This window comes from Bacillus cereus group sp. MYBK14-1, assembly GCF_051916885.1.
Lineage (GTDB): Bacteria > Bacillota > Bacilli > Bacillales > Bacillaceae_G > Bacillus_A > Bacillus_A cereus.
Window position 1 is genome coordinate 23,678 of the sequence record NZ_JBQAHM010000006.1, and the last position, 19,662, is coordinate 43,339.

Here is a 19,662-nt window from a genome sequence, read left to right on the forward strand (position 1 = left end):
TCTAAACTAACTATAATATATGACATAAGATTCTTAAAACTATTATTTGAGGTGACCGAATATGAAGAGTACAATTTGGGCAGACGATGACTATTTAAAACTAGCACCCATTAACGATGAACTAATCAAAAAAGCAGAAGAAGTACTGAACGTAAAGCTTCCAGAATCATATATAACCCTTCTAAAAGAACAAAATGGGGGAACTCTTCGTCTCGATGTTCACCCTACTTCAAAGCCAAATTCTTGGGCAGACGATCACGTTAATGTATCTGGTTTATATGGTATTTCTTTTAATGAAAATGAATCTAGTATTTTAGAGAGCCGCTATTTAATTCGAGAATGGGAAATGCCTGAGAATATCGTACTTTTATCTGGTGATGGACATACATGGATTGCATTAGACTATCGAAATGTAGCTGAAAATCCTCCAGTTATATTTATCGATAATGAGTTTGAGGAAATTATTGAATTAGCACCTAACTTTGAAAGTTTCTTACAAAACTTAACTACTTATGAATATGACGAAGAATAAGCCTGGCTCTAAAAAGGAGCAAGATTTTATTACAAATTTACACGCCACTTTAAAACCACTCGGCTTTAAGAAAAAAAGACATACATTTTTCAAAGCTGAAAACGGATTTTATAAGCTCATTAACATACAAAAAAGCCAGTTTGGAGATGATTTTTATATAAATATAGGAGTTCACCCTATCGGTCTCCCGCAGCTTATTACGAACCAATTACAAATAAAAGAAAACATTTCAATATTCGCTTGCATTCTACAAACAAGAATAGAGCCTATACATATCAAACAGAACCAGCTATTGCACAATGTTTCACATGAAACTATCAACATTCCGAATTACCTTTCTACTATTTTCGACTGGTTTCAAACGTGGGCATCTTATGAAAATTTAGTGGAAATAAATATACATTCCATTACTCCGGTACTAGCTGTCGTTCCAATATTAGAAGAAAAAGCGTTTCTACTTCTTACCTGTTTTTCTTTCTACAAATTAAAACAGTACGAACAAGCTAATCGCTACTTACAGCAATATTTACATTGCACCGTGCATCTGAATACCGAGGAAAAAGAGCCCATATTCTTTCACGAAGTTGATATGTATATGAAAAAACTAGTAGAAAGTACAATGTAATTTCACATTGTACTTTCTACTAGTGCTTTATATTCCTCTTGTAACTTTTTAAATCGGAAACATGTTATCCCCCTACAACTCCCAAGTAATATTCATTTCTTCAAATGAATCCTTACTAACTTCCAATCCTTCGCTATCTTCCGTTCCAATCATTGCTACTTCTTCTTTAGACAACTTAATTTCCTCATTTGGACTTTGGATTTTTTTCTTATACACGAGTTGTAAAAGCTCTATTTGTTCCTCTGTCAGTTCATACTCTTCTTCTAGTCTTTCTATTGCTGATTCTGTATCAAGTAATGGAATTTCTAATAAGAATCCGCCGTGCTCTTCCATCTCTTCAAATGAATCAATTTAATACGCACCGCTATCCTCAATCCAAAATGCAGTTGTAATAAAAGGAACTGTTTCGCCTTCTACTTCTTCTAATACGTATTGAAGTGCTTCTTCTTTCGCAATATCTATTACTTCCGAAGGTGCCCCTTCAAAATAATTTTTCGCATCAATCCACTCATCAATTCTCTCGCTATTCACATCTTGAAGACATACAATCGTGTAATTCGGATGAAACGTAATTGTCCCTTGTCCGCCTTGGCTATCTTGCATACTATAGTTAAATCCATCCCATGAACTTTCATGTGAGAAATCTGGACAATGCGCTACATTAATTGCATGGGCAATCGAATTTAAAACGCATCCTTTCCATAATTGTTCTCTATCTATATGTAATTTATATTTACTCATCATCTTCCCCCATGCGCATATTTTTTTCTATTATCTTTCCTCTACACAATACTTGTAAATACTTTTCTATCTACTACAAAATAAAAAAGACAATACCCCCCACTGTATTGTCCATTTTCTTCCCTACCATTTCTCTCTACACGTCTCAATTAAATGCAGTAAATACCTCTTCGTCATATCTGCTCTTCTCCACCTTGAGAGCATTCTCTTTTCTTTTGGATTGTGCCGTATTCTCGCTACTTCTTTTAATAAAAGCTCCCATTCTTCCGCTGAACGTTCTGACAAGTATTGCAATCCTCTATCTTTTGAAACGATTGTTTTATGATCTAGTGTATATAAAATACGTCCCATCGTAACGACAGCTGATTCTACCCACTCTTCTATAAAAAATAAATATGGCTTCTTCGCCTTTTCACTCCAGTACTGTTCTACGTTGTATTTCATCGTATTTACTACATCATTCCATTGTATTTGCAGCGGAAGATCTTCTGCTTCTTTTCCTGTAACTGTAATGCCTTGATTTTTCAACGTCCACCATGTGACCGCATTAATGTCCCAATGACCAACATTAGCTTTACCATCTGCACAATACACGTACTCGTTCATTTCATCATTGTATTTCCCTAAGTCAGCAAGCGGAATATACATACCGTCCATTCTTTTACCTAGCGTATTGTCACTAAGTTTCTTATGTAGTTCCACAAGCTGCTGTTTTTCAGCTTCATTCACGGAATCATTTATCACTGTAACAAAATCAACATCGCTCGTTTCCTTATGAAATGCACCTAGTGCGATGGATCCGTAAATATATACCCCGACTATTTTTTCATCCAAAAAAATTTCTTTTAATTCTACTGTGTACCGCTCCATTAACTGTTGTACTTCCGTTGGTAACGCATGCTTCACTCCATTTTTCATATCTATCCCTCCAATAAAAAAGCCTTTGCAAATTCGCAAAGACTTCTTGTTTTATAAATATTTCTCGATTTCTTCATAAACATCCTTCAAACGAGGATTTCCTTCTCCAACAATTTCTCCATTTACAAGAACGACCGGATAAAATAAATCTTCTTCCACTACGCGCTCAGCGAATGCTTTTTTATCTGCATCTTCTTGTTCTTCTTGGAAATCAATATACTCGAAATTAAATTTATTTTCTTGTCCTTCATATTTACGACCAATTGCCGCTTGTAACCATTCAAACGTTTCTGTTGAAGATGGCATTCCGACGCAGCTCGCACAAATTACTTTCGTCCCATACACTTGAACATTAACCATTTCTTCTCCCCCACTTCTTGTCCCAACAGTATATTCAGATGTCTTATTACATAAGCACATCATTTTACAAACTTATTCCATACCCCTATACTGAAAAAACACGATACAATATTTCGACAATAAAACAAGAAGAGAAAAAATAGATTTTCCCCTCTATCTTGATTATAATAAAACTGATGAAAGGAGTCGATAAAAATGGAAAACCCACATATGCAAGAACAAGTATTAGAAGTATTAGATAAATTACGTCCATTCTTACTTCGCGATGGCGGAGACGTTGAATTAGTAGACATTGAAGAAGGTATCGTAAAACTACGCCTTATGGGTGCATGCGGAAGCTGCCCAAGTTCTACAATCACACTAAAAGCTGGTATCGAGCGCGCGTTACTTGAAGAAGTACCAGGCGTTATCGAAGTAGAACAAGTATTTTAATTAAAAGCGGAAGCGGCTCGTTCAGAACAGGAGGTCATTGGAGCTCCTGACGAAGAGGCGCTTTTTGCCTCACAGGAAGGCGCGAAATGGCCGACTGTTCTAGCCGCTGGAGCTAGATATTAATCTAAAAGCGGAAGCGGCTCGTTCAGAATCGCCTTCTAAAAGGAGACCAAATTTGGTCTCCTTTTTTTATTCAAATCACATTTATCCGTTAACATCATAAAACAAAATTGGAAATCCTTCTCAAAAAATGCGATAATTAATACTATATAGTGAATCGTTCACACATATACAGTAAAAAAACATAGGGGGGACGACAGATACCAAAAATGGGGAACACTTTTGTAACAATCCAAGAACTAGAAAAGAAAAAAGAGTATTTATTAGGCCTTTCATCCGTTATACCAACATGGAATACAAGCTATCAATTTTTATTTAAAGAAATCCAGCAAGAATTATTGGGTAAAGTAAATGAAAAGCTCGAAAGGCATCAATTCGTTTTAAATATATGTACAGATCAGCAGGTAGGGGCATAATGTATTACATAAAATTGTGGTATATAAAAAAGAGACCTCACTCGGTCTCTTTTTTATATTTTTAAGATAACCAATCTAATTTTCTAATCCCAAGCTTATCTACTGGTAAACGAAGTGAGCCATAAAAGTGCTTCATAAATTGCTCTGAGCGGTTTACATCGTGTAAAATGGCTTCTAAGCGATCTCTATATATGCTTTTTTGTTCTTCGTTTCCAGTTTGATAATATCGTTCGACCGTTTCAAAATAGTGAAGCGGGAACAGGAGCCTTGCAAATAATAAACGCCAACCAAATGAGGACAGCGAGTAATTCCGTTCATAATCTGTAACAAATTGAACGATTGTTTGATCCCAGTCTTTCTTTTTTTCAATCATCATATAGCGAATCCATTCTGCTATATCTCGAGTTGGGTGATCATACACCCAATCAAAAGGGAGTTTGAGACGCTTCGTTTGATGCCATAATAAAGGTGTGAATCGTTCTTGGCAAATTGTCGCTGCATCCGTTAGTTGCGGCGTATCATCCATTTCTGTATCAACAACATATTGAATGGCATTTTCTGCAACTCCTAAGTAATACGGGAAGGATTCAATAAACAATTGATCGAATACGTCTGTAGGGTGGTTCATCACTTGTGATTGCCAAAACTTTTCTAACTGATCGAGTCTCTTTTCCCATAACGCTTTCCATTCACCAATGCGGCTTAATTGCTCGATTTCTTCTGGAAAGAATGCACCTCGTTTATGGAATATAGAAAGTTCACTTCCTAATGACGTAGCATGTCGTTCTAACGCTCGCATACCTTTTAATAAGCAGTAATTTTGTTCTTCTATCTCACTTACATAGTAGCCGTGTATAGTTGGAACGAAAGTCGCTACAGTTATATCCCCTTGCTGGTTCATATAGTCACTGAGCTTTTTCATCTCTACAAGTACTTCTTCCTCCATTTCTCCAATTGGAACAAGTACATAAATTTTGTTGCGAATCCAAAAGCTTTTATAGGGGCCAAGGGGGATTAATTCTTTAACATGCATGTGATAATGCTCATAAATATGCTGAATCATCGCAGTCGCCACCTATGGTTTTTCTATATATATATGAGCTTGTGCTCGCCTTTCATTCCTATGCACAGGATAAAGCAACGAAACGTATACAAATACTAAAAAGAAAAAAAGGTGATAAACATGAAAGAATCAAATCAACTACAAGAAAGAGCATTACAACTATTACAAGAACGTGGTGTAACAATTGACGATATTGCTGAACTTGTTCATTTTCTTCAAAAAAAATATCATCCAAATTTAGAGATGTCAGAATGCCGTTACAATGTAGAACGTGTACTATCAAAACGTGAAGTACAAAACGCACTGATTACTGGTATCGAACTCGATGTCCTTGCTGAAAAGGGAATGCTAAGTGAACCGTTACAAGATATTGTAAAACGTGATGAAGGCCTATACGGAATTGATGAAGTTATCGCACTTTCTATCGTAAACGTGTACGGCTCTATCGGTTTCACGAACTTTGGATATATTGATAAATTAAAACCTGGTATTTTAGAATACTTAAATGATAAATCAACTGGAAAAGTACACACATTCCTTGACGATATCGTTGGCGGAATTGCTGCCGCAGCTTCAAGCCGTTTAGCGCACCGAGCTGAGCACTCAGAATAATAATGTTTTCTAGGCCGTCAGTTTCATGCTGACGGCCTTTCGTATTCCATAAGCATAAATTCTCTTCCGCGACTCAAAAAAATAGTCCCTTGTTTAAATCCGATATTTTTATATAACGTAATCGCTCTTGTATTAAATGTTGCTACGCTTAATCGAAACATTTTTGCATTAAGCTCTTTCGTGGCAAACGCTATTCCAGCTTGGAAGAATTCTTTCCCTATTCCCTTCCCAGTTAACGCCGGCTTCATGCCAAGTCCGATATCAATCACATCTTCTCCACCATATAAATTAGCATCTCTTCCACCTGGCACTTGTGCATTTGCTCCAAAACAAAAATAACCGATGAGGTCTCCTTGATCGTCACAACAGCCATAATACGTTCCATCTAATAGCTCTTCTATTACTTCTTTCTCGCCTGAAAAACTATATAAACTATAAGGTTCCTCGTACGTCCACGTATTTATCTTCTTTGCTTCTTCTATCGTTAACTTATGTATATCCACTTTCTCTTTCCCCCTATTATATTTCTATTAACAATATTCGATATTCATCTTATAATTCATCTTTCTCAATATATTTTTTAAATTTATCGCTTCATTTTTATGGAAGATTTTTCTTATTATGTTACGATTAAACAGAATCATTACAAATAAGGTGGTGACAATTTGAATTACTTTTCTTATCTCTCCTCGGAAGAACGGCAAAATTTTTTCTATAAAGAACCTCTTAGTTTTTCAAAAAATATAGGGAAAGAACAACTAGCTTACGCACTAGGCGCCACACTATATACTCCTGGCACGAAAGAAACGATTGCGGAAGATATAATTAGAAAGAAACATGTGGATGCTACCTCAATTATTCTTTGTCTAGAGGACGCTATCAGCGATGAGGAAGTAAAACTTGCAGAGCAAAACATCGTCGTTCAAATACAGCAAATCGCTAACTTAGTCAGTGCCAACATACTAAATCAAGCAGACATCCCGCTTCTTTTTATTAGAGTTCGACAGCCAAGTCAACTGAAGACAATTGTTACTGAATTAGGTAGTGCTGTTCATTGTTTATGTGGTTTTGTCTTTCCAAAATTCACACCGATTAACGGAAAGACTTATATCGATCAGCTTGCATATATAAACGAGTTATACTCATTATCGCTATATGGCATGCCGATTTTAGAATCCCCCGAAATTATGTATAAGGAAACACGGGCAGAATCATTATTACAAATAAAGGATTTACTAGATTCTTATCACGATTACATCTTAAATGTACGTATTGGTGCTACTGATTTTTCAAGTCTATTTAGTATTCGGCGCAATAAATACACACCTATCTATCATATTACCGTTGTCCGTGATTGTATTTCAGACATTATTAACGTTTTCTCAAGGGCAACAAATGAATATATTATTTCAGGATGTGTATGGGAATATTTTTCTAATGATCATGAAGAAGGGCTTATTCAAGAGGTATCACTTGACCATGCAAATGGCTTAATCGGAAAGACAGTTATTCACCCATCTCATATTAAAGTTGTACAGGCAATGCACATTGTCACAATGGAAGATTATTTAGATGCGAGATCAATTTTACAAAATGCAGATACGTATAATGGAGTGCTAAAAAGCAGTTTTTCTAACAAAATGAATGAAGTAAAACCTCATTATGGCTGGGCTCGCAAAACCATTTTAAAATCTAATATTTACGGGGTGCTACATGAAAACAAACAATTCACCGATCTCCTTATTACAAACGCAAAGCAACACGTATAACGTTTTAAATAATATACAAGTCCATGTAGAAGTACGTGATAATCCATATAATTTAGCGCTAGACAATCTTTTTCAAATGGCTGCGAGAATAAATAAGAAACGTAGTTTTTTATTTGTGAGTACAATCCTTGGAAAGCATCTTCCTATTAAACCTGCAGTCTCTCTATCAAGTGGAGTTGCTCTCGCTGCAAGATATTTGGAAATACTACATAATATTTCTCATCCATTTCAAAAAGAAATTTTAAATCTCATTTCATTAGAAATTGATGAAATCCCAGAGGAAGTATTTCGTTATCAATATCCTCTGCAAGAAGAAGTTGTGTTCATCGGATTCGCTGAAACAGCGACAGCACTTGGTCATTCTATGTTTCAATGCTTTCAAAATGCAAAGTATGTGCATACAACTAGGGAATCGATACCCCACCTAGAATCTGTCATTACATTTGAGGAAGAACATTCTCATGCAACATCGCACCGTTGTTATGTAGATGAAAGCTTTTTTCAAAACAACAACCCGATTGTTCTCGTAGATGATGAGATGACAACAGGAAAAACAGCATTAAATATTATTAGATCTATTCAAAATAAATTCCCACGAGAAGAATATATAATTGCTTCTTTATTAGACTGGCGTTCTCATACTAATAGAAAACAATTTAAACAATTAGAAGAAGAACTTCAAATTAAGATTCATGTTATTTCTTTATTAGAAGGCAGTATTCATAAAACTGGTCAACCATTAAATATTGCAAAAACAGATATTCAAATTAAAGAAACAAAACCTGATTTCAAAAAGCATACCCTTACCTGTCCAAAATCACCCTATACATCAAATTATATAAAATATACTGGGCGATTTGGCATTTCAGCATATGAACAAAAGCACATTCATTCTTTCGCTCAAGAAGCAGGAAAAACTTTAAAAAGAGAAAGAATGGGAAAACGAACACTCTGTCTCGGAACGGGTGAATTTATGTATATCCCAATGAAAATTGCTGCTGAAATGGGTGAAAATATTTTATATCAATCTACAACAAGAAGCCCTATCCATCCTGTTTCAAATGATGTAAACTACGCCATTCATAATCATTTCTCATATCCAAGTCCTGAAAATTCTACTATTACAAATTACTTTTATAATATTTCACCTCATGATTACGATGAAGTATTTGTTTTTATTGAGCGTGATTTAGGAGAAGAAGCCCTGTTTCCTCTTCTACAGCAGTTACAAACAGTTATTCCTTTTATTCATATCGTCTCATTTTCAAATAGCATAGAAAAGGAATGTTGATAATTATGGTAAAAGTAAATTCTCATATTAGTAGTTACAATCCAAATGATGCTATTTTTCTATTAAAAGATATTAGTGATTTAATGAAAGAAAGTTCCACGGAAACTAGAGAACAAGCAATTCAAGCTGGCACACATTATTCCGAAATGTTACCAATGGAATATAAACCATCTAAAGCGTATATGGATTTATTCTTTTCTTCCCTGCAACAATATAAACACAAACTAGCCATCGCTGTTGGAGTTGTCGCCGAACAGATTATACAAACTAAAGGAACTAACCTTGTCCTCGTTTCATTAGCTCGTGCTGGTACACCTATTGGCATTCTTATCAAACGCTACATACGCTATCAATACAACCTTGATGTACCTCACTATTGTATTTCTATTGTTCGCGGACGCGGTATTGATGAAAATGCACTCCATTATATTTTGGAACATCACCCTAAAGAAACAATTCAATTCATTGATGGGTGGACTGGAAAAGGTGCAATAAAAAAAGAATTAGAATATGCAGTACACACATTTAACGAACGAAATAATACACACATTTCTCATTGTATGGCTGTGCTTGCTGATCCCGGTTACTGTACTTCAATTTACGGTACACGTGAAGATTTTCTTATTCCTAGCGCTTGCTTAAATGCAACAGTCTCTGGACTAATTAGTCGCACTGTACTAAATGACACCTATATCGGTCCAAATGATTTTCATGGTGTTAAATATTATAAAGATCTAGAACAAGAAGACTTATCAAATTTCTTCGTTGATGAGGTAACAGAGTTATTCCCTTCTGTTCATTCTCATATAGATAATCAATTACGTTATATTACTTCAACTTACACTGATCCCTCTTGGCAAGGATTAAAAGATATACAGTCTATCCAAAATCACTTTGAAATTGACGATATTAACTTAATTAAACCAGGAGTCGGTGAAACAACTCGTGTATTACTCCGGAGAATACCGTGGAAAATTTTAATACGTAAGCAAAACAATCCCGATTTAAAGCATATTTTACTTCTCGCTAAAGAAAAGAATGTTCCAATTGAAATCTATGAGAATATGGCTTATTCATGTTGCGGGCTCATTAAGCCTCTTAGGAAGGAAACAAGATGATTTTCGCCAGTGATCTTGATCAGACGCTTATTTATTCCCGGAAATCGTTTCGTGCCCCTATAGAAGATGAATCAATTCAACTCATTGAAACTATAGATGGGAAAGAAATTTCTTTCATATCACATAAAACCATTTCACTACTAAAAAAATTACAACTGCACTCACATTTCATCCCAGTTACAACAAGAACTATTAAGCAGTTTCAGCGTATTGCTTTATTCCAAAACGAAATCATTCCCGAATACGCCATTACAAGTAACGGCGGCAATATCCTTCATAACGGGAAACAAGATGGTACTTGGAACAGGAAAGTAAAAGAAAGACTATCGGTTGAATGTATAGAGAGAAACGACATACTAAAGGAATTTGGACAAATAGCTCATAAGGATTGGGTTATATCGCAAAAAACAGCTGATGATCTATTCCATTATTGCATTATTAAACGGGAGAACATTCCTTATGATGAATTATCATCCTTCACTTCCTGGTTAGACAAACAAGGCTGGAATCATTCACTTCAAGGTAGAAAGCTATACTTTGTACCAAAACCAATTAATAAATGGGACGCCGTGCAATATATAAAAGAAATTTTGCAAATAGATACGATTATTACAGCTGGGGATTCTTTACTTGATTTATGCATGCTTGAAAAGGCGAACCATGCCTTCGCACCACTTCATGGTGAGTTAGGGGCAATGCATGATAACTTACAACCCCATATTTTAAAAACAGACGCAATCGGCATATATGCCGCAGAAGAAATCGTAAATAAATCACTTCAAATTATTCACAGTTCATTACCTACCTCATGATCATCATATGCACAATTGCATACGCACCGCGGTTAAACAGATGGTACAATTTATTTGAATCGCTGTTGCTACACTTCTTGATTAGAGAAAAGGCGTTAAAACGGAAATTAGCGTCTTATCAACCTCAAGCAATTGGCACATTTTGTCATCTTAAAAGACACTCGAACGAGTGTCTTTTTTTCTATATCCAACAAGGACTTACTCATTTCAAAGTATAAATACATAAAATAATGTAAATCATGACACGCATGAATCACTTTCTAAAAGTTATAAAGTAGATTCAAAATAAAAAAGCACTCTTAACTAGAGTGCTTTTTACTTTCAAACAAGGAGGCTACATATATGGATAGTACTCTCGTATTTAACTTTGGCATTGGTATTGTTATCATTTTATTCGTCTTCTTTGTACTTTGTATGAGCGGGGTATAAAAAGGCGATTTTCGAGCGTCTTTTTATACATACATATGTATTACTTGACTTCTATAAAAGTAGTAACCATAATAGTTACAGAAATACAAATAGCTATTCACATATCCACAAATAGGAGGAAGAAAAATGAAACATGTAATCGTTTATGCACACCCGAATACAGAAAGCTTCAACCATGCGATTTTAGAAACGGTAAAAAGTGAATTAGAAGGAAAAGGTCACGAAGTACGCGTTCGCGATCTATACGAATTAAACTTTAATCCAGTATTAGGCGCTTCCGATTTCATCTCATTTTCTCAAGGAAATACACCAGAAGATATTAAAGAAGAACAAGAACATATCTCTTGGGCTGACAGCATTACATTCATTTATCCAGTGTGGTGGGCGGGACTTCCTGCTATTTTAAAAGGATACGTTGACCGTGTATTTAGCCATGGATTTGCTTATGCTTACGGTGAAAACGGCATTGAAAAGTTATTAAGCGGTAAAAAAGGATTGTTATTATCTACAATGGGCAATACGAAAGAGGCATACACAGCAGGCGGCATGTTTGATGCAATGAAGAAAACAGCGGATGTTGGTATTTTTGAATTTACAGGTATTGAAACACTTGAGCATACATTCTATACAAGTGTCCCTTCTGTGGATGACAGTGTGCGTAAGCAATATCTTGAAGAGGTTAAAAACGTTGTGAATCGTGCATTCTAATAAAAAAACTCCGGCTTTAACAACCGGAGTTTTTTTATTTCATCATTAATTTCGGAATATATCTTTGAAGAATGCTTTCTAATTCATTCATATCTTCCTGTCTAATAAGTAAATTCACATTGTCATTCATTTTTTCTCGCCCGCGATATAAAAATATATTTTCTTTTGGATTTTCCCATGTTGATGTTTTATAGCCTTTCAATTCTTCATATGAATAAAAGTTTAATCCATCTATTACACCTTTTTCATATATTTGTACACTTTTAATAAGATGTATAGCTATTAAAGTCATAAAACAACTTGCTACAGCATGAATACCTAGCTGAATAAAAAACTGTTCAACTGTATCAATATCGCCACTTACGTACTGAGCATATATATACATACATTGTCCAATGAAATATGCTGGTCCAAGTAATGCAATCCAACGTCTTTTCACCCGAGGATACATTGCAATAAGTTTTCCTGCGCTTTTTTTCATTTCATTTATTTTATATATTTTCCATAGAACAAAGAACAAAACGCATAATGTAAAAACAAGCATAATACATGACATCCAGTACATTCTTATTCCTCCCTTATATCAATACATTTGAATTTTACATTCCGTATACCTATAGTACATATGCAATTATGCATAGAAAATGCAGGTAACCTCTTCCGGCTACCTGCATTTCATTACATCTTCTCAATCCACTCCGTCAAGTTATGCACAACCTGCGTTGGTTGTACTTCGTATTCTGTTAACTTCTCCACAGTTGTGACTCCAGTGTGGACAAGAAGGGTATGCATACCAGCATTTATTCCTGCTAAAATGTCTGTATCGTAGTTATCCCCAACCATTAATGCTTCATTCTTTTCTATGCCAAGCACTTTCAAAGCTTGTTCCATAATGATTGATTCTGGTTTTCCGATAAAGATTGGATCCACACCTGTTGATACTGCTACAACTGATGTTAATGAACCATTACCTGGTAATAATCCTCGCTCAGTTGGGATGGCAATATCCCCATTTGTAGAAATAAACGTCGCGCCATTACGCACAGCAAGACACGCTTTTGCTAATTTTTCATATGTGATGTCACGATCTAAACCCACAACAACGAAATCAGGATTTTCATCCACAAGTTCAAATCCTTTTTCCACAAGTGCATCGTGTAAGCCTTCTTCACCAATCATATATACAGTTGCGTCTTGTTTACGTTCATAAATGAAGTTCGCAGTCGCCATACTCGTTGTGAATACTTGCTCTGCTTTCGCTGGAATATCGAAACGAACAAGCTTTTCTGCTACCTGTTCCGGTTTGCGAGTTGAGTTATTCGTAACGAATAAATATGGAATGCCGCGCTCTCCTAATGCTTTTACGAAGTCGCTTGCTTCTTCAATTTGTTCTTCTCCACGATACATCGTACCGTCTAAGTCAATTAAGTAACCTTTATACATCGATTATGTCTCTCCTTCTATGCTAACGTTCTCACCTTATCATACCACTCTTATATTACCCGCTCTTCCAAAAGAAAAAAACGCTTTACCTTAAAGCGCCCCATAACGTTCATTTTTTCTCTTTTATTTGGTAAGAACAACTACAATCGCCCTCGCACATATTTGCTAGCGTTTTCACTTCTGCGTTCGTAAATAAACGCTTATACATTTCTTTTTCATCTTCACACACTTGCGGGAATCTCTCGGCAATTTCCTTTAACGGACAGTTTTGTTTTTCAATTACGAAAGATTTCTCTCCATCTCTCTTTATTTGAACCATATAACCATTTTTCTCTTGCATAGCTGCTATCTCTTGCACTTTATATGCTAAATTCTTTTGATTACTCACTCTCTTTTGTAACTGTTCTTCCATTCGCTTCGTTCTCTCTTTTAAAACGTAACGAAGTATTTTTTCATCGCCCATTCGAGCTAAATCTTCTAGCATATCAATCGCAAATTGCTTATACTCTTTCGGGAATGTATCTTCTCCCTTTTCGCTTAATCCATACAAATAAGTTGGTCTTCCGACATGTTGCCTTACCATCTTAGAATAAATGAGTCCGTCTTTCTCAAGATTACTTAAATGTCTTCGAATCGCCATTTCTGTAATCTCTAAAACGTCAGCTAGTTCCGCTACCGTGTGCTCTCCCTTTACTTTCAACAATTGTACAATCTCGTCTTTCGTAGTACGTGCTTCCCCCATACTTCACCCTTCTCCCTTTTCTTTCTCACATACAATATAAGATCCCCAAAAGGCATTCTCTGGGGATCTTATAAGCATAATTATTCTGGTACAAATGCAGATACAGGTCCTAATTCCTTTTCTAAATAACTGCGAATATTTGCTGGGTATTTCTCTACCACTGCAATATGTTTTTGAATCGTCTTATATAATTCATCATGATTCATTTGAATATAATCTTGCGTAAGCATTTTTCGAAGAAGGATAATTTCTTTCATCCCTTGTCCATCTTCTTCACTTATCACTCGCTCGTCCATTAAAATATCAATAATATCTTCATAGCTTCCTGGATCGCGCATAATAAATCCATCAATCATCGCATTTCCTACATCTAATACACAATCAATAATAAGATGGGCTATGCGCTCTAATGCGTAAAATTCAAACTCGGTTTCATATATCTTTTTCTCTTGAAATGTACTTGTTGCTCGTTCTAAACATACTAGCATTTGTTCTATTTTCTTTCTGTCTACAAAATACATGAATGTCACCTACCTGGAAATTAAAGCATTTACATTTTAATTGTAACGCTTTCTTCTGAAAAAATCGACAATTTTTCGAATTCACCTTTTCTCCGTTATTTGTTATAGTTATATTTGTATGATTTTTGAAATTGGAGGAATGGAATCTTGGAACGTGAACTCGCACTAGAAATTGTCCGTGTAACAGAAGCAGCAGCCTTAGCATCCGCACAGTGGATGGGCCGCGGAAAGAAAAATGAAGCAGATGATGCAGCAACTACAGCAATGCGTGATATGTTCGATTCAGTAAACATGGCAGGTACAGTTGTAATTGGTGAAGGAGAACTTGATGAAGCACCGATGTTGTATATTGGTGAAGAACTAGGAACAGGTAACGGTCCAGAAGTAGACATCGCCGTTGATCCATTAGAAGGTACAAACATCGTTGCAAAAGGTCTTGCAAATGCAATGGCAGTTATTGCAATCGCAGACAAAGGGAACCTTCTTCATGCTCCTGATATGTACATGGAAAAAATCGCGGTTGGTCCAAAAGCAGCTGGTAAAATTAGCTTAGATGATCCAATTGAAAAAACAATTGAAATTGTAGCAGAAGCTAACAATAAAAAGATTCGCGATCTAACAGTTATCGTTCAAGAACGTGAACGTCATCAAGATATTATTGACCGTGTTCGTGCAAAAGGTGCACGCGTAAAATTATTTGGTGACGGTGATGTTGGTGCGTCAATCGCAACAGCACTACCTGGAACGGGTATCGACTTATTCGTAGGTATTGGCGGAGCTCCAGAAGGTGTTATTTCTGCAGCAGCATTAAAGTGCCTTGAAGGTGAAATGCAAGCTCGCTTAGTTCCAATGAACGAAGAAGAAGAAGCTCGTTGTCGTGAAATGGGATTAGAAGATCCTCGTCAACTTCTTATGTTAGATGACTTAGTATCTGGGGATGATGCAATCTTCTCAGCAACTGGTGTATCTGCTGGTGAGTTATTAGACGGTGTTAAATTCCTTGGCGGAGACTTAGCTGAAACATACTCTATCGTAATGCGTTACAAAACAAGAACAGTACGATTCATTAAAACACATCACCATTTAGATCATAAACCACACTTAAACTTAGATATTTAATAAAGGAGCCATGTGTATGGAAGAACGTTTCTTTCTGTACGACGATACTGTCGCTACAAAAACTCGTTTCGTTAGCTTTATGGGAGAAAATGAGCGTCACGATTTAGCGCTATTATACTCCGATCGTCATTACGGTAAAACAATTGTCCTTGATATGCAACGCAATAAATTTGCAATCATCGGTGCTGACGATTTAAACGAACCAGGCTACTTAGAGCACGCATTTTCTATGACTGAAGAAATTGCAGAAGAATTACGCTCATTTTTATTTGAACTTATATAATTTATCGTATGCACCAGCTATTTTAGCTGGTGTTTTTTCATCACTATTATTTCGAATTTTCAATCTTTTGTGTTATAATTAAGAATAAATCTATTTGGATAGAAAGGACGTTATCTACGTATGCCAACAACTACTTTGTAATGGACCAGCAATTGGATAGCATTACTCTCAAAAAAGCACCGTGCTTTTTCAAGGGAGTAGTCTGCCCATTCCCATTACAAAGGAGCGTATTGCATCTGTAGTATGATGTTTACGGAGGTTCCTCTTTGGGGACCTCCTTTTATTCTTGTCTTTTTCTCATGCCTTCATACTACAAGACATCCAAATAGCTGTATTACGTTCCTTTACCACTACTATAAGAGGTGAAGGAAAATGCAGAAAGTACAACTTTCTTGGAGTTTATATGAAAACGAGCAAAACACAATCGAAAAATATTGTAAAAATTGCAGACGTACTACCCTATTTACCGACACAAATATTCGTAGGCATAACGCCAACGGAAAAAACATATACCGCTTTGCCATTTATAAATGTCCGAAAGACCATACGTGGAATCAAAAACTTCGTATTTATAAAGCATTTACTGATCACGTTGAAACAGTCGATATGACGCAGCAGGATCAGCCAGAAACAACTACTACCATTTCCATTACGCAACATCAAGAAAGCGGCATAACCGAAATCACGATCGTATTAGATATTGTTTTCGGTTCCCACCGCATCGATAAAGCCTTATCCACATATATTTCCGACTGGAGCCGTACACGCATTGTGGATAAAATTAAAAATGGGGATATTCAATTAAACGGACAACAAATGAAGCCAAATACAATACTTTCTGAAGGCGATCATATCTCGATTTGTTTGTAAGCAAAAATATGCAAAAAATCCTCTTACAATTGTAAGAGGATTTTTTTATTTCTTCACTTTTCGTAATACAAAATGTGCGCAACCGAAGTTACAGTACTCGTATAAATACTCCGTTAACGTACTAATTTTCGTATCATATGTCGCACGTTGGTTACTATCATCAAAGAATCCGCGCAATCTAAGTTGCTCATATCCCCAGTCCCCAACGATGTAATCATATTTATTTAAAATTTCTGCATAGCGCTCTTTAAATGCTTCTTCACTAAAACCGTCACGAAAGTTTTTAATTACTTCGTACTGAACATTATTAATGCTCACCGTAGCATGAATCTCTTGCTTTTGCTCCATCATTAACTTCCTCTCTAAGCATTCTTCTTTTTATCGTATCACAAAGCATAACAACCAACAATTTCAAATACAAAAAATTGCAAATTAGTACATGCTATGGAGAAGGAGGTGATACATCGTGAAAAAACAAATTTTACTTTCCCTTCTCACTCTTTCCTTATTTGCAGGCTGCCAATCAGCGAACAAAGCTGAAATGGAACGTGAAGAAGGAAGCCGTGTTCTTGTTTCCAATAAAAACGACATGTATCATACGGAAAATACAAATACAAGACTCACAAGAGTCGGTTATTCTTCTAAACAAAAGCATGAAGTATCTAACAAACAAGTAGGGGCCATTAATCGCGAGAAGGTCGCTGAAATGATTACAAGCATAACAGTCAAACTTCCTGACGTTACAAACGCTGCTACACTCGTTACTGATGATGAAGTGTTCGTTGTATACCGTGCAAACACAACGGATCCAAAACTCGTAGCGGATCAAGTATATAGAGCTGCTTTGTCCATCGTTCCTCGCTATTATAAAGCATATGTATCAACAGACCAAAAGTTGATTTCTCAAATTCAAGGGCTTCAATCTGGCGCATTAAATGATACAGAATATACACAAAGCCTCGATATGTTAAAACGAGAAATGAGTAAAAATCCTCATTTGAACAATACGGGAGATCAGACTTTGAATGATATGATTAAAAAGTAAAACAGGTGGAGAAAATCTCCACCTGTTTTACTTTTTATTTTTTATTACGATCCGCATAAACCTCCATCGCATCACACATAAACTGCGCTAACCCCTCACCAAACTTATCGATATTTTTCGTAAAGCGCTCATCAGCGACGTACATTTGACCGAGTCCTTTAAAAGCATCTAACGAATATTCACCGAAGTTTTGCAAGTAATCGTACCATACTTTAATAGCTGCCTGCGCCTCTTTAGAATCTGGTGCATCGTGTCTAAGCGTTGCTAAATTTCTATAAATAGCATTAAACTCCTCTTGGTTCTCTTTTGACATACCTTTTGCATATTCGTTCGCTTTATCTACAGCTGCGTCTCCCCATTTTTCACGTGCTTCTTCTTCATATGGGTTATGGCTGAAATCGAATCCTTCAAATTTCTCTTTATTCGTCATTTCAATCTCTCCTTTTGTATGCTGAATTGTTTTATCAATCGTCGCAATCACCTTATCTAATCTGGCACGCTTTTCAAGAAGCATCTTCTTATGAAGCTGTAGTGCCTCTTCGCGATCAAATGATGGACTCATGATAATCTCTTTAATTTTCTTCAAAGGGAAGCCAAGCTCTTTAAAAAACAAAATTTGCTGCAATGTCTCTAAATTTTCATTGGAATACAGACGATATCCAGACTCTGTCGTCTCGTCTGGGGTTAACAACCCAATTTCATCGTAATGATGCAGTGTGCGCACACTAATTCCAACTAAATCAGCTACTTCTTTTACTCTCATTGTCATTTGTATCTCCCCCTTAGTACATACGATAAAGTATGACGCAACGTTAGAGTCAATAAGTAAATTCATTTTCTTTCTAAAAGTTTCATCTCTCCCCTATTTCATGCATAATAGATATGTACATATATTAGAAAGCGGTGAAAGTATGGTTTCAAATACTGTAATTGCCAGCATCATTTTTCAACTCATTGTCTCGATTCTGGTCCCAATTATCGTACTCGTTTATTTCCGTAAAAAATATAATATGAATTGGAAAGTGGTCGGCGTTGGTGTTCTTATCTTTATCGGATTCACCCAAATTCTTGAAACACCATTCCACCTATTTATGCGCGGTAATCCAACAATCGCTCCATTTTTAGAAAATCCGTTTGTCTTCGCAATTTATGGCGGATTGACTGCTGGTATTTTTGAAGAATTAGGACGCTTCGTTGCCTTCTTCTTCTTACTAAAAAAATATCTAGAATATAAAGATGGCTTCGCTTATGGAATTGGTCACGGCGGAATTGAATCTATTTTAATTGGCGGTTTTTCTGCATTACAAGCATTAATCTTTGCTAATTCTATTAACGATGGTAGCTTCGCTCGACTGATTGAACAAAAACCCGAGCTTAGCATTTTACAGGACATGTTAATTCAGCAACCTGCCTACTTATACTTCCTTGGTAGCTTAGAAAGAATTATGGCACTCGTGCTTCAAATCGCCTTTACAATGCTTGTTTTATACGCAGTCAAACAGAAGAAATATATCTTCCTAGTATACGCTATACTATTCCACGCATTTGTAGACTTTTTCGCGGCACTTTACCAAACAAAAACAATCAATATCTTTGTTGCCGAAGGAATTACCCTTCTCTTCACAATTGGGGCTGTCGTTCTTATTCGCAAGATGAAAGCGAAATTAATGAGTGTGCCGGAGTAAAAAATAAC

At 36.0% G+C, this 19,662-nt stretch carries 25 protein-coding genes and 1 pseudogene; 15 read left to right on the forward strand and 11 right to left on the reverse strand.

The window, feature by feature from the left end; translation table 11 throughout:
- Positions 1-61 precede the first annotated feature (61 nt).
- Together ACTFR3_RS16850 and ACTFR3_RS16855 are read left to right on the forward strand one after the other, a co-directional pair.
- Positions 62-532 carry an SMI1/KNR4 family protein gene (locus ACTFR3_RS16850; RefSeq protein ID WP_002025033.1) on the forward strand — a complete coding sequence of 157 codons (471 nt, stop codon included), beginning with the start codon at positions 62-64 and terminating at the stop codon, positions 530-532.
- Complete coding sequence (locus ACTFR3_RS16855; RefSeq protein WP_006918875.1) at positions 519-1,157, forward strand: DUF4304 domain-containing protein; 639 nt, start codon at positions 519-521, stop codon at positions 1,155-1,157. Before ACTFR3_RS16850 ends, ACTFR3_RS16855 begins: the two co-directional genes overlap by 14 nt.
- A gap of 72 nt (positions 1,158-1,229) precedes the next feature.
- Here the strand turns inward: ACTFR3_RS16855 and ACTFR3_RS16860 are convergent.
- The 3 genes and pseudogenes from ACTFR3_RS16860 to ACTFR3_RS16870 all read right to left on the reverse strand — a co-directional run bounded on the left by ACTFR3_RS16860 (position 1,230) and on the right by ACTFR3_RS16870 (position 3,176).
- A pseudogene (locus ACTFR3_RS16860) lies at positions 1,230-1,898 on the reverse strand (hypothetical protein).
- Between the two features lie 123 nt (positions 1,899-2,021).
- The gene (locus tag ACTFR3_RS16865; RefSeq protein WP_000788485.1) at positions 2,022-2,816 is read right to left on the reverse strand and encodes a nucleotidyltransferase domain-containing protein; all 795 of its coding nucleotides are present in this window, start codon (positions 2,814-2,816) and stop codon (positions 2,022-2,024) included.
- Positions 2,817-2,867: 51 nt separating this feature from the next.
- Positions 2,868-3,176 carry a YuzD family protein gene (locus ACTFR3_RS16870; RefSeq protein ID WP_000248588.1) on the reverse strand — a complete coding sequence of 103 codons (309 nt, stop codon included), beginning with the start codon at positions 3,174-3,176 and terminating at the stop codon, positions 2,868-2,870.
- A 195-nt stretch (positions 3,177-3,371) separates the two neighbouring features.
- On the opposite strand from ACTFR3_RS16870, the gene ACTFR3_RS16875 reads away from it, so the two are divergent.
- Both ACTFR3_RS16875 and ACTFR3_RS16880 read left to right on the forward strand, forming a co-directional pair.
- Positions 3,372-3,608, forward strand: a complete 237-nt coding sequence (locus ACTFR3_RS16875) for a NifU family protein (protein ID WP_000431159.1) — start codon at positions 3,372-3,374, stop codon at positions 3,606-3,608.
- Between the two features lie 320 nt (positions 3,609-3,928).
- On the forward strand, positions 3,929-4,144 hold the full coding sequence (locus ACTFR3_RS16880) for a hypothetical protein (RefSeq protein WP_001125507.1): 216 nt from the start codon (positions 3,929-3,931) through the stop codon (positions 4,142-4,144).
- A gap of 61 nt (positions 4,145-4,205) precedes the next feature.
- On the opposite strand, the gene yutH is transcribed toward ACTFR3_RS16880, so the two are convergent.
- Positions 4,206-5,207, reverse strand: a complete 1,002-nt coding sequence (gene yutH / locus ACTFR3_RS16885; protein ID WP_000614215.1) for a spore coat putative kinase YutH — start codon at positions 5,205-5,207, stop codon at positions 4,206-4,208.
- 120 nt (positions 5,208-5,327) lie between these two features.
- Here yutH and ACTFR3_RS16890 point away from each other — a divergent pair, with 120 nt between their 5' ends.
- Positions 5,328-5,819 (forward strand): phosphatidylglycerophosphatase A family protein, encoded by a 492-nt coding sequence (locus ACTFR3_RS16890; RefSeq protein ID WP_000665103.1) that lies wholly within the window; start codon positions 5,328-5,330, stop codon positions 5,817-5,819.
- 23 nt (positions 5,820-5,842) lie between these two features.
- On the opposite strand, the gene ACTFR3_RS16895 is transcribed toward ACTFR3_RS16890, so the two are convergent.
- Positions 5,843-6,322, reverse strand: coding sequence for a GNAT family N-acetyltransferase (locus tag ACTFR3_RS16895; RefSeq protein WP_098771901.1), 480 nt, complete (start codon positions 6,320-6,322; stop codon positions 5,843-5,845).
- Between the two features lie 162 nt (positions 6,323-6,484).
- Between ACTFR3_RS16895 and ACTFR3_RS16900 the strand changes: the two genes are divergently transcribed.
- The 5 genes from ACTFR3_RS16900 (at position 6,485) to ACTFR3_RS16920 (ending at position 11,946) form a co-directional block, all read left to right on the forward strand.
- The gene (locus ACTFR3_RS16900; RefSeq protein WP_025686784.1) at positions 6,485-7,588 is read left to right on the forward strand and encodes an HpcH/HpaI aldolase/citrate lyase family protein; all 1,104 of its coding nucleotides are present in this window, start codon (positions 6,485-6,487) and stop codon (positions 7,586-7,588) included.
- On the forward strand, positions 7,533-8,879 hold the full coding sequence (locus ACTFR3_RS16905; RefSeq protein WP_440044612.1) for a phosphoribosyltransferase family protein: 1,347 nt from the start codon (positions 7,533-7,535) through the stop codon (positions 8,877-8,879). The genes ACTFR3_RS16900 and ACTFR3_RS16905 overlap by 56 nt, the downstream gene beginning before the upstream one ends.
- Positions 8,880-8,884: 5 nt before the next feature.
- Positions 8,885-9,997, forward strand: coding sequence for a cysteine protease StiP family protein (locus ACTFR3_RS16910; protein WP_033696598.1), 1,113 nt, complete (start codon positions 8,885-8,887; stop codon positions 9,995-9,997).
- The gene (locus ACTFR3_RS16915) at positions 9,994-10,809 is read left to right on the forward strand and encodes an HAD family hydrolase (protein WP_025686787.1); all 816 of its coding nucleotides are present in this window, start codon (positions 9,994-9,996) and stop codon (positions 10,807-10,809) included. The genes ACTFR3_RS16910 and ACTFR3_RS16915 overlap by 4 nt, the downstream gene beginning before the upstream one ends.
- Positions 10,810-11,364: 555 nt before the next feature.
- Entirely contained in the window at positions 11,365-11,946 is a 582-nt protein-coding gene (locus ACTFR3_RS16920; RefSeq protein WP_000683442.1) for an NAD(P)H-dependent oxidoreductase, read from the forward strand.
- A gap of 34 nt (positions 11,947-11,980) precedes the next feature.
- Here ACTFR3_RS16920 and ACTFR3_RS16925 read toward each other — a convergent pair whose 3' ends face one another.
- From ACTFR3_RS16925 to ACTFR3_RS16940, 4 genes are all read right to left on the reverse strand, one after another.
- Positions 11,981-12,511 (reverse strand): hypothetical protein, encoded by a 531-nt coding sequence (locus ACTFR3_RS16925; protein ID WP_000289910.1) that lies wholly within the window; start codon positions 12,509-12,511, stop codon positions 11,981-11,983.
- Between the two features lie 113 nt (positions 12,512-12,624).
- Positions 12,625-13,389, reverse strand: coding sequence for a TIGR01457 family HAD-type hydrolase (locus tag ACTFR3_RS16930; RefSeq protein ID WP_000276467.1), 765 nt, complete (start codon positions 13,387-13,389; stop codon positions 12,625-12,627).
- A gap of 109 nt (positions 13,390-13,498) precedes the next feature.
- Positions 13,499-14,131, reverse strand: a complete 633-nt coding sequence (locus ACTFR3_RS16935) for a helix-turn-helix transcriptional regulator (protein ID WP_000503345.1) — start codon at positions 14,129-14,131, stop codon at positions 13,499-13,501.
- 80 nt (positions 14,132-14,211) lie between these two features.
- The gene (locus tag ACTFR3_RS16940) at positions 14,212-14,652 is read right to left on the reverse strand and encodes a DUF86 domain-containing protein (RefSeq protein ID WP_000274006.1); all 441 of its coding nucleotides are present in this window, start codon (positions 14,650-14,652) and stop codon (positions 14,212-14,214) included.
- Positions 14,653-14,799: 147 nt separating this feature from the next.
- Between ACTFR3_RS16940 and glpX the strand changes: the two genes are divergently transcribed.
- From glpX to ACTFR3_RS16955, 3 genes are all read left to right on the forward strand, one after another.
- Positions 14,800-15,771, forward strand: coding sequence for a class II fructose-bisphosphatase (gene glpX, locus ACTFR3_RS16945; protein ID WP_000439090.1), 972 nt, complete (start codon positions 14,800-14,802; stop codon positions 15,769-15,771).
- Between the two features lie 16 nt (positions 15,772-15,787).
- Positions 15,788-16,054, forward strand: a complete 267-nt coding sequence (locus ACTFR3_RS16950) for a DUF3055 domain-containing protein (protein ID WP_000392606.1) — start codon at positions 15,788-15,790, stop codon at positions 16,052-16,054.
- Positions 16,055-16,426: 372 nt separating this feature from the next.
- The gene (locus ACTFR3_RS16955; protein WP_001174567.1) at positions 16,427-16,924 is read left to right on the forward strand and encodes a hypothetical protein; all 498 of its coding nucleotides are present in this window, start codon (positions 16,427-16,429) and stop codon (positions 16,922-16,924) included.
- 45 nt (positions 16,925-16,969) lie between these two features.
- Here the strand turns inward: ACTFR3_RS16955 and ACTFR3_RS16960 are convergent, their stop codons facing one another.
- Complete coding sequence (locus ACTFR3_RS16960) at positions 16,970-17,272, reverse strand: YutD family protein (RefSeq protein WP_000435943.1); 303 nt, start codon at positions 17,270-17,272, stop codon at positions 16,970-16,972.
- 118 nt (positions 17,273-17,390) lie between these two features.
- Between ACTFR3_RS16960 and ACTFR3_RS16965 the strand changes: the two genes are divergently transcribed.
- On the forward strand, positions 17,391-17,969 hold the full coding sequence (locus ACTFR3_RS16965; protein WP_440044613.1) for a YhcN/YlaJ family sporulation lipoprotein: 579 nt from the start codon (positions 17,391-17,393) through the stop codon (positions 17,967-17,969).
- A 34-nt stretch (positions 17,970-18,003) separates the two neighbouring features.
- Here ACTFR3_RS16965 and ACTFR3_RS16970 read toward each other — a convergent pair whose 3' ends face one another.
- On the reverse strand, positions 18,004-18,738 hold the full coding sequence (locus ACTFR3_RS16970) for a MerR family transcriptional regulator (protein ID WP_000178775.1): 735 nt from the start codon (positions 18,736-18,738) through the stop codon (positions 18,004-18,006).
- Positions 18,739-18,838: 100 nt separating this feature from the next.
- Here ACTFR3_RS16970 and ACTFR3_RS16975 point away from each other — a divergent pair, with 100 nt between their 5' ends.
- Positions 18,839-19,654 carry a YhfC family intramembrane metalloprotease gene (locus ACTFR3_RS16975; protein WP_002164635.1) on the forward strand — a complete coding sequence of 272 codons (816 nt, stop codon included), beginning with the start codon at positions 18,839-18,841 and terminating at the stop codon, positions 19,652-19,654.
- The last annotated feature ends 8 nt before the right edge of the window (positions 19,655-19,662 follow it).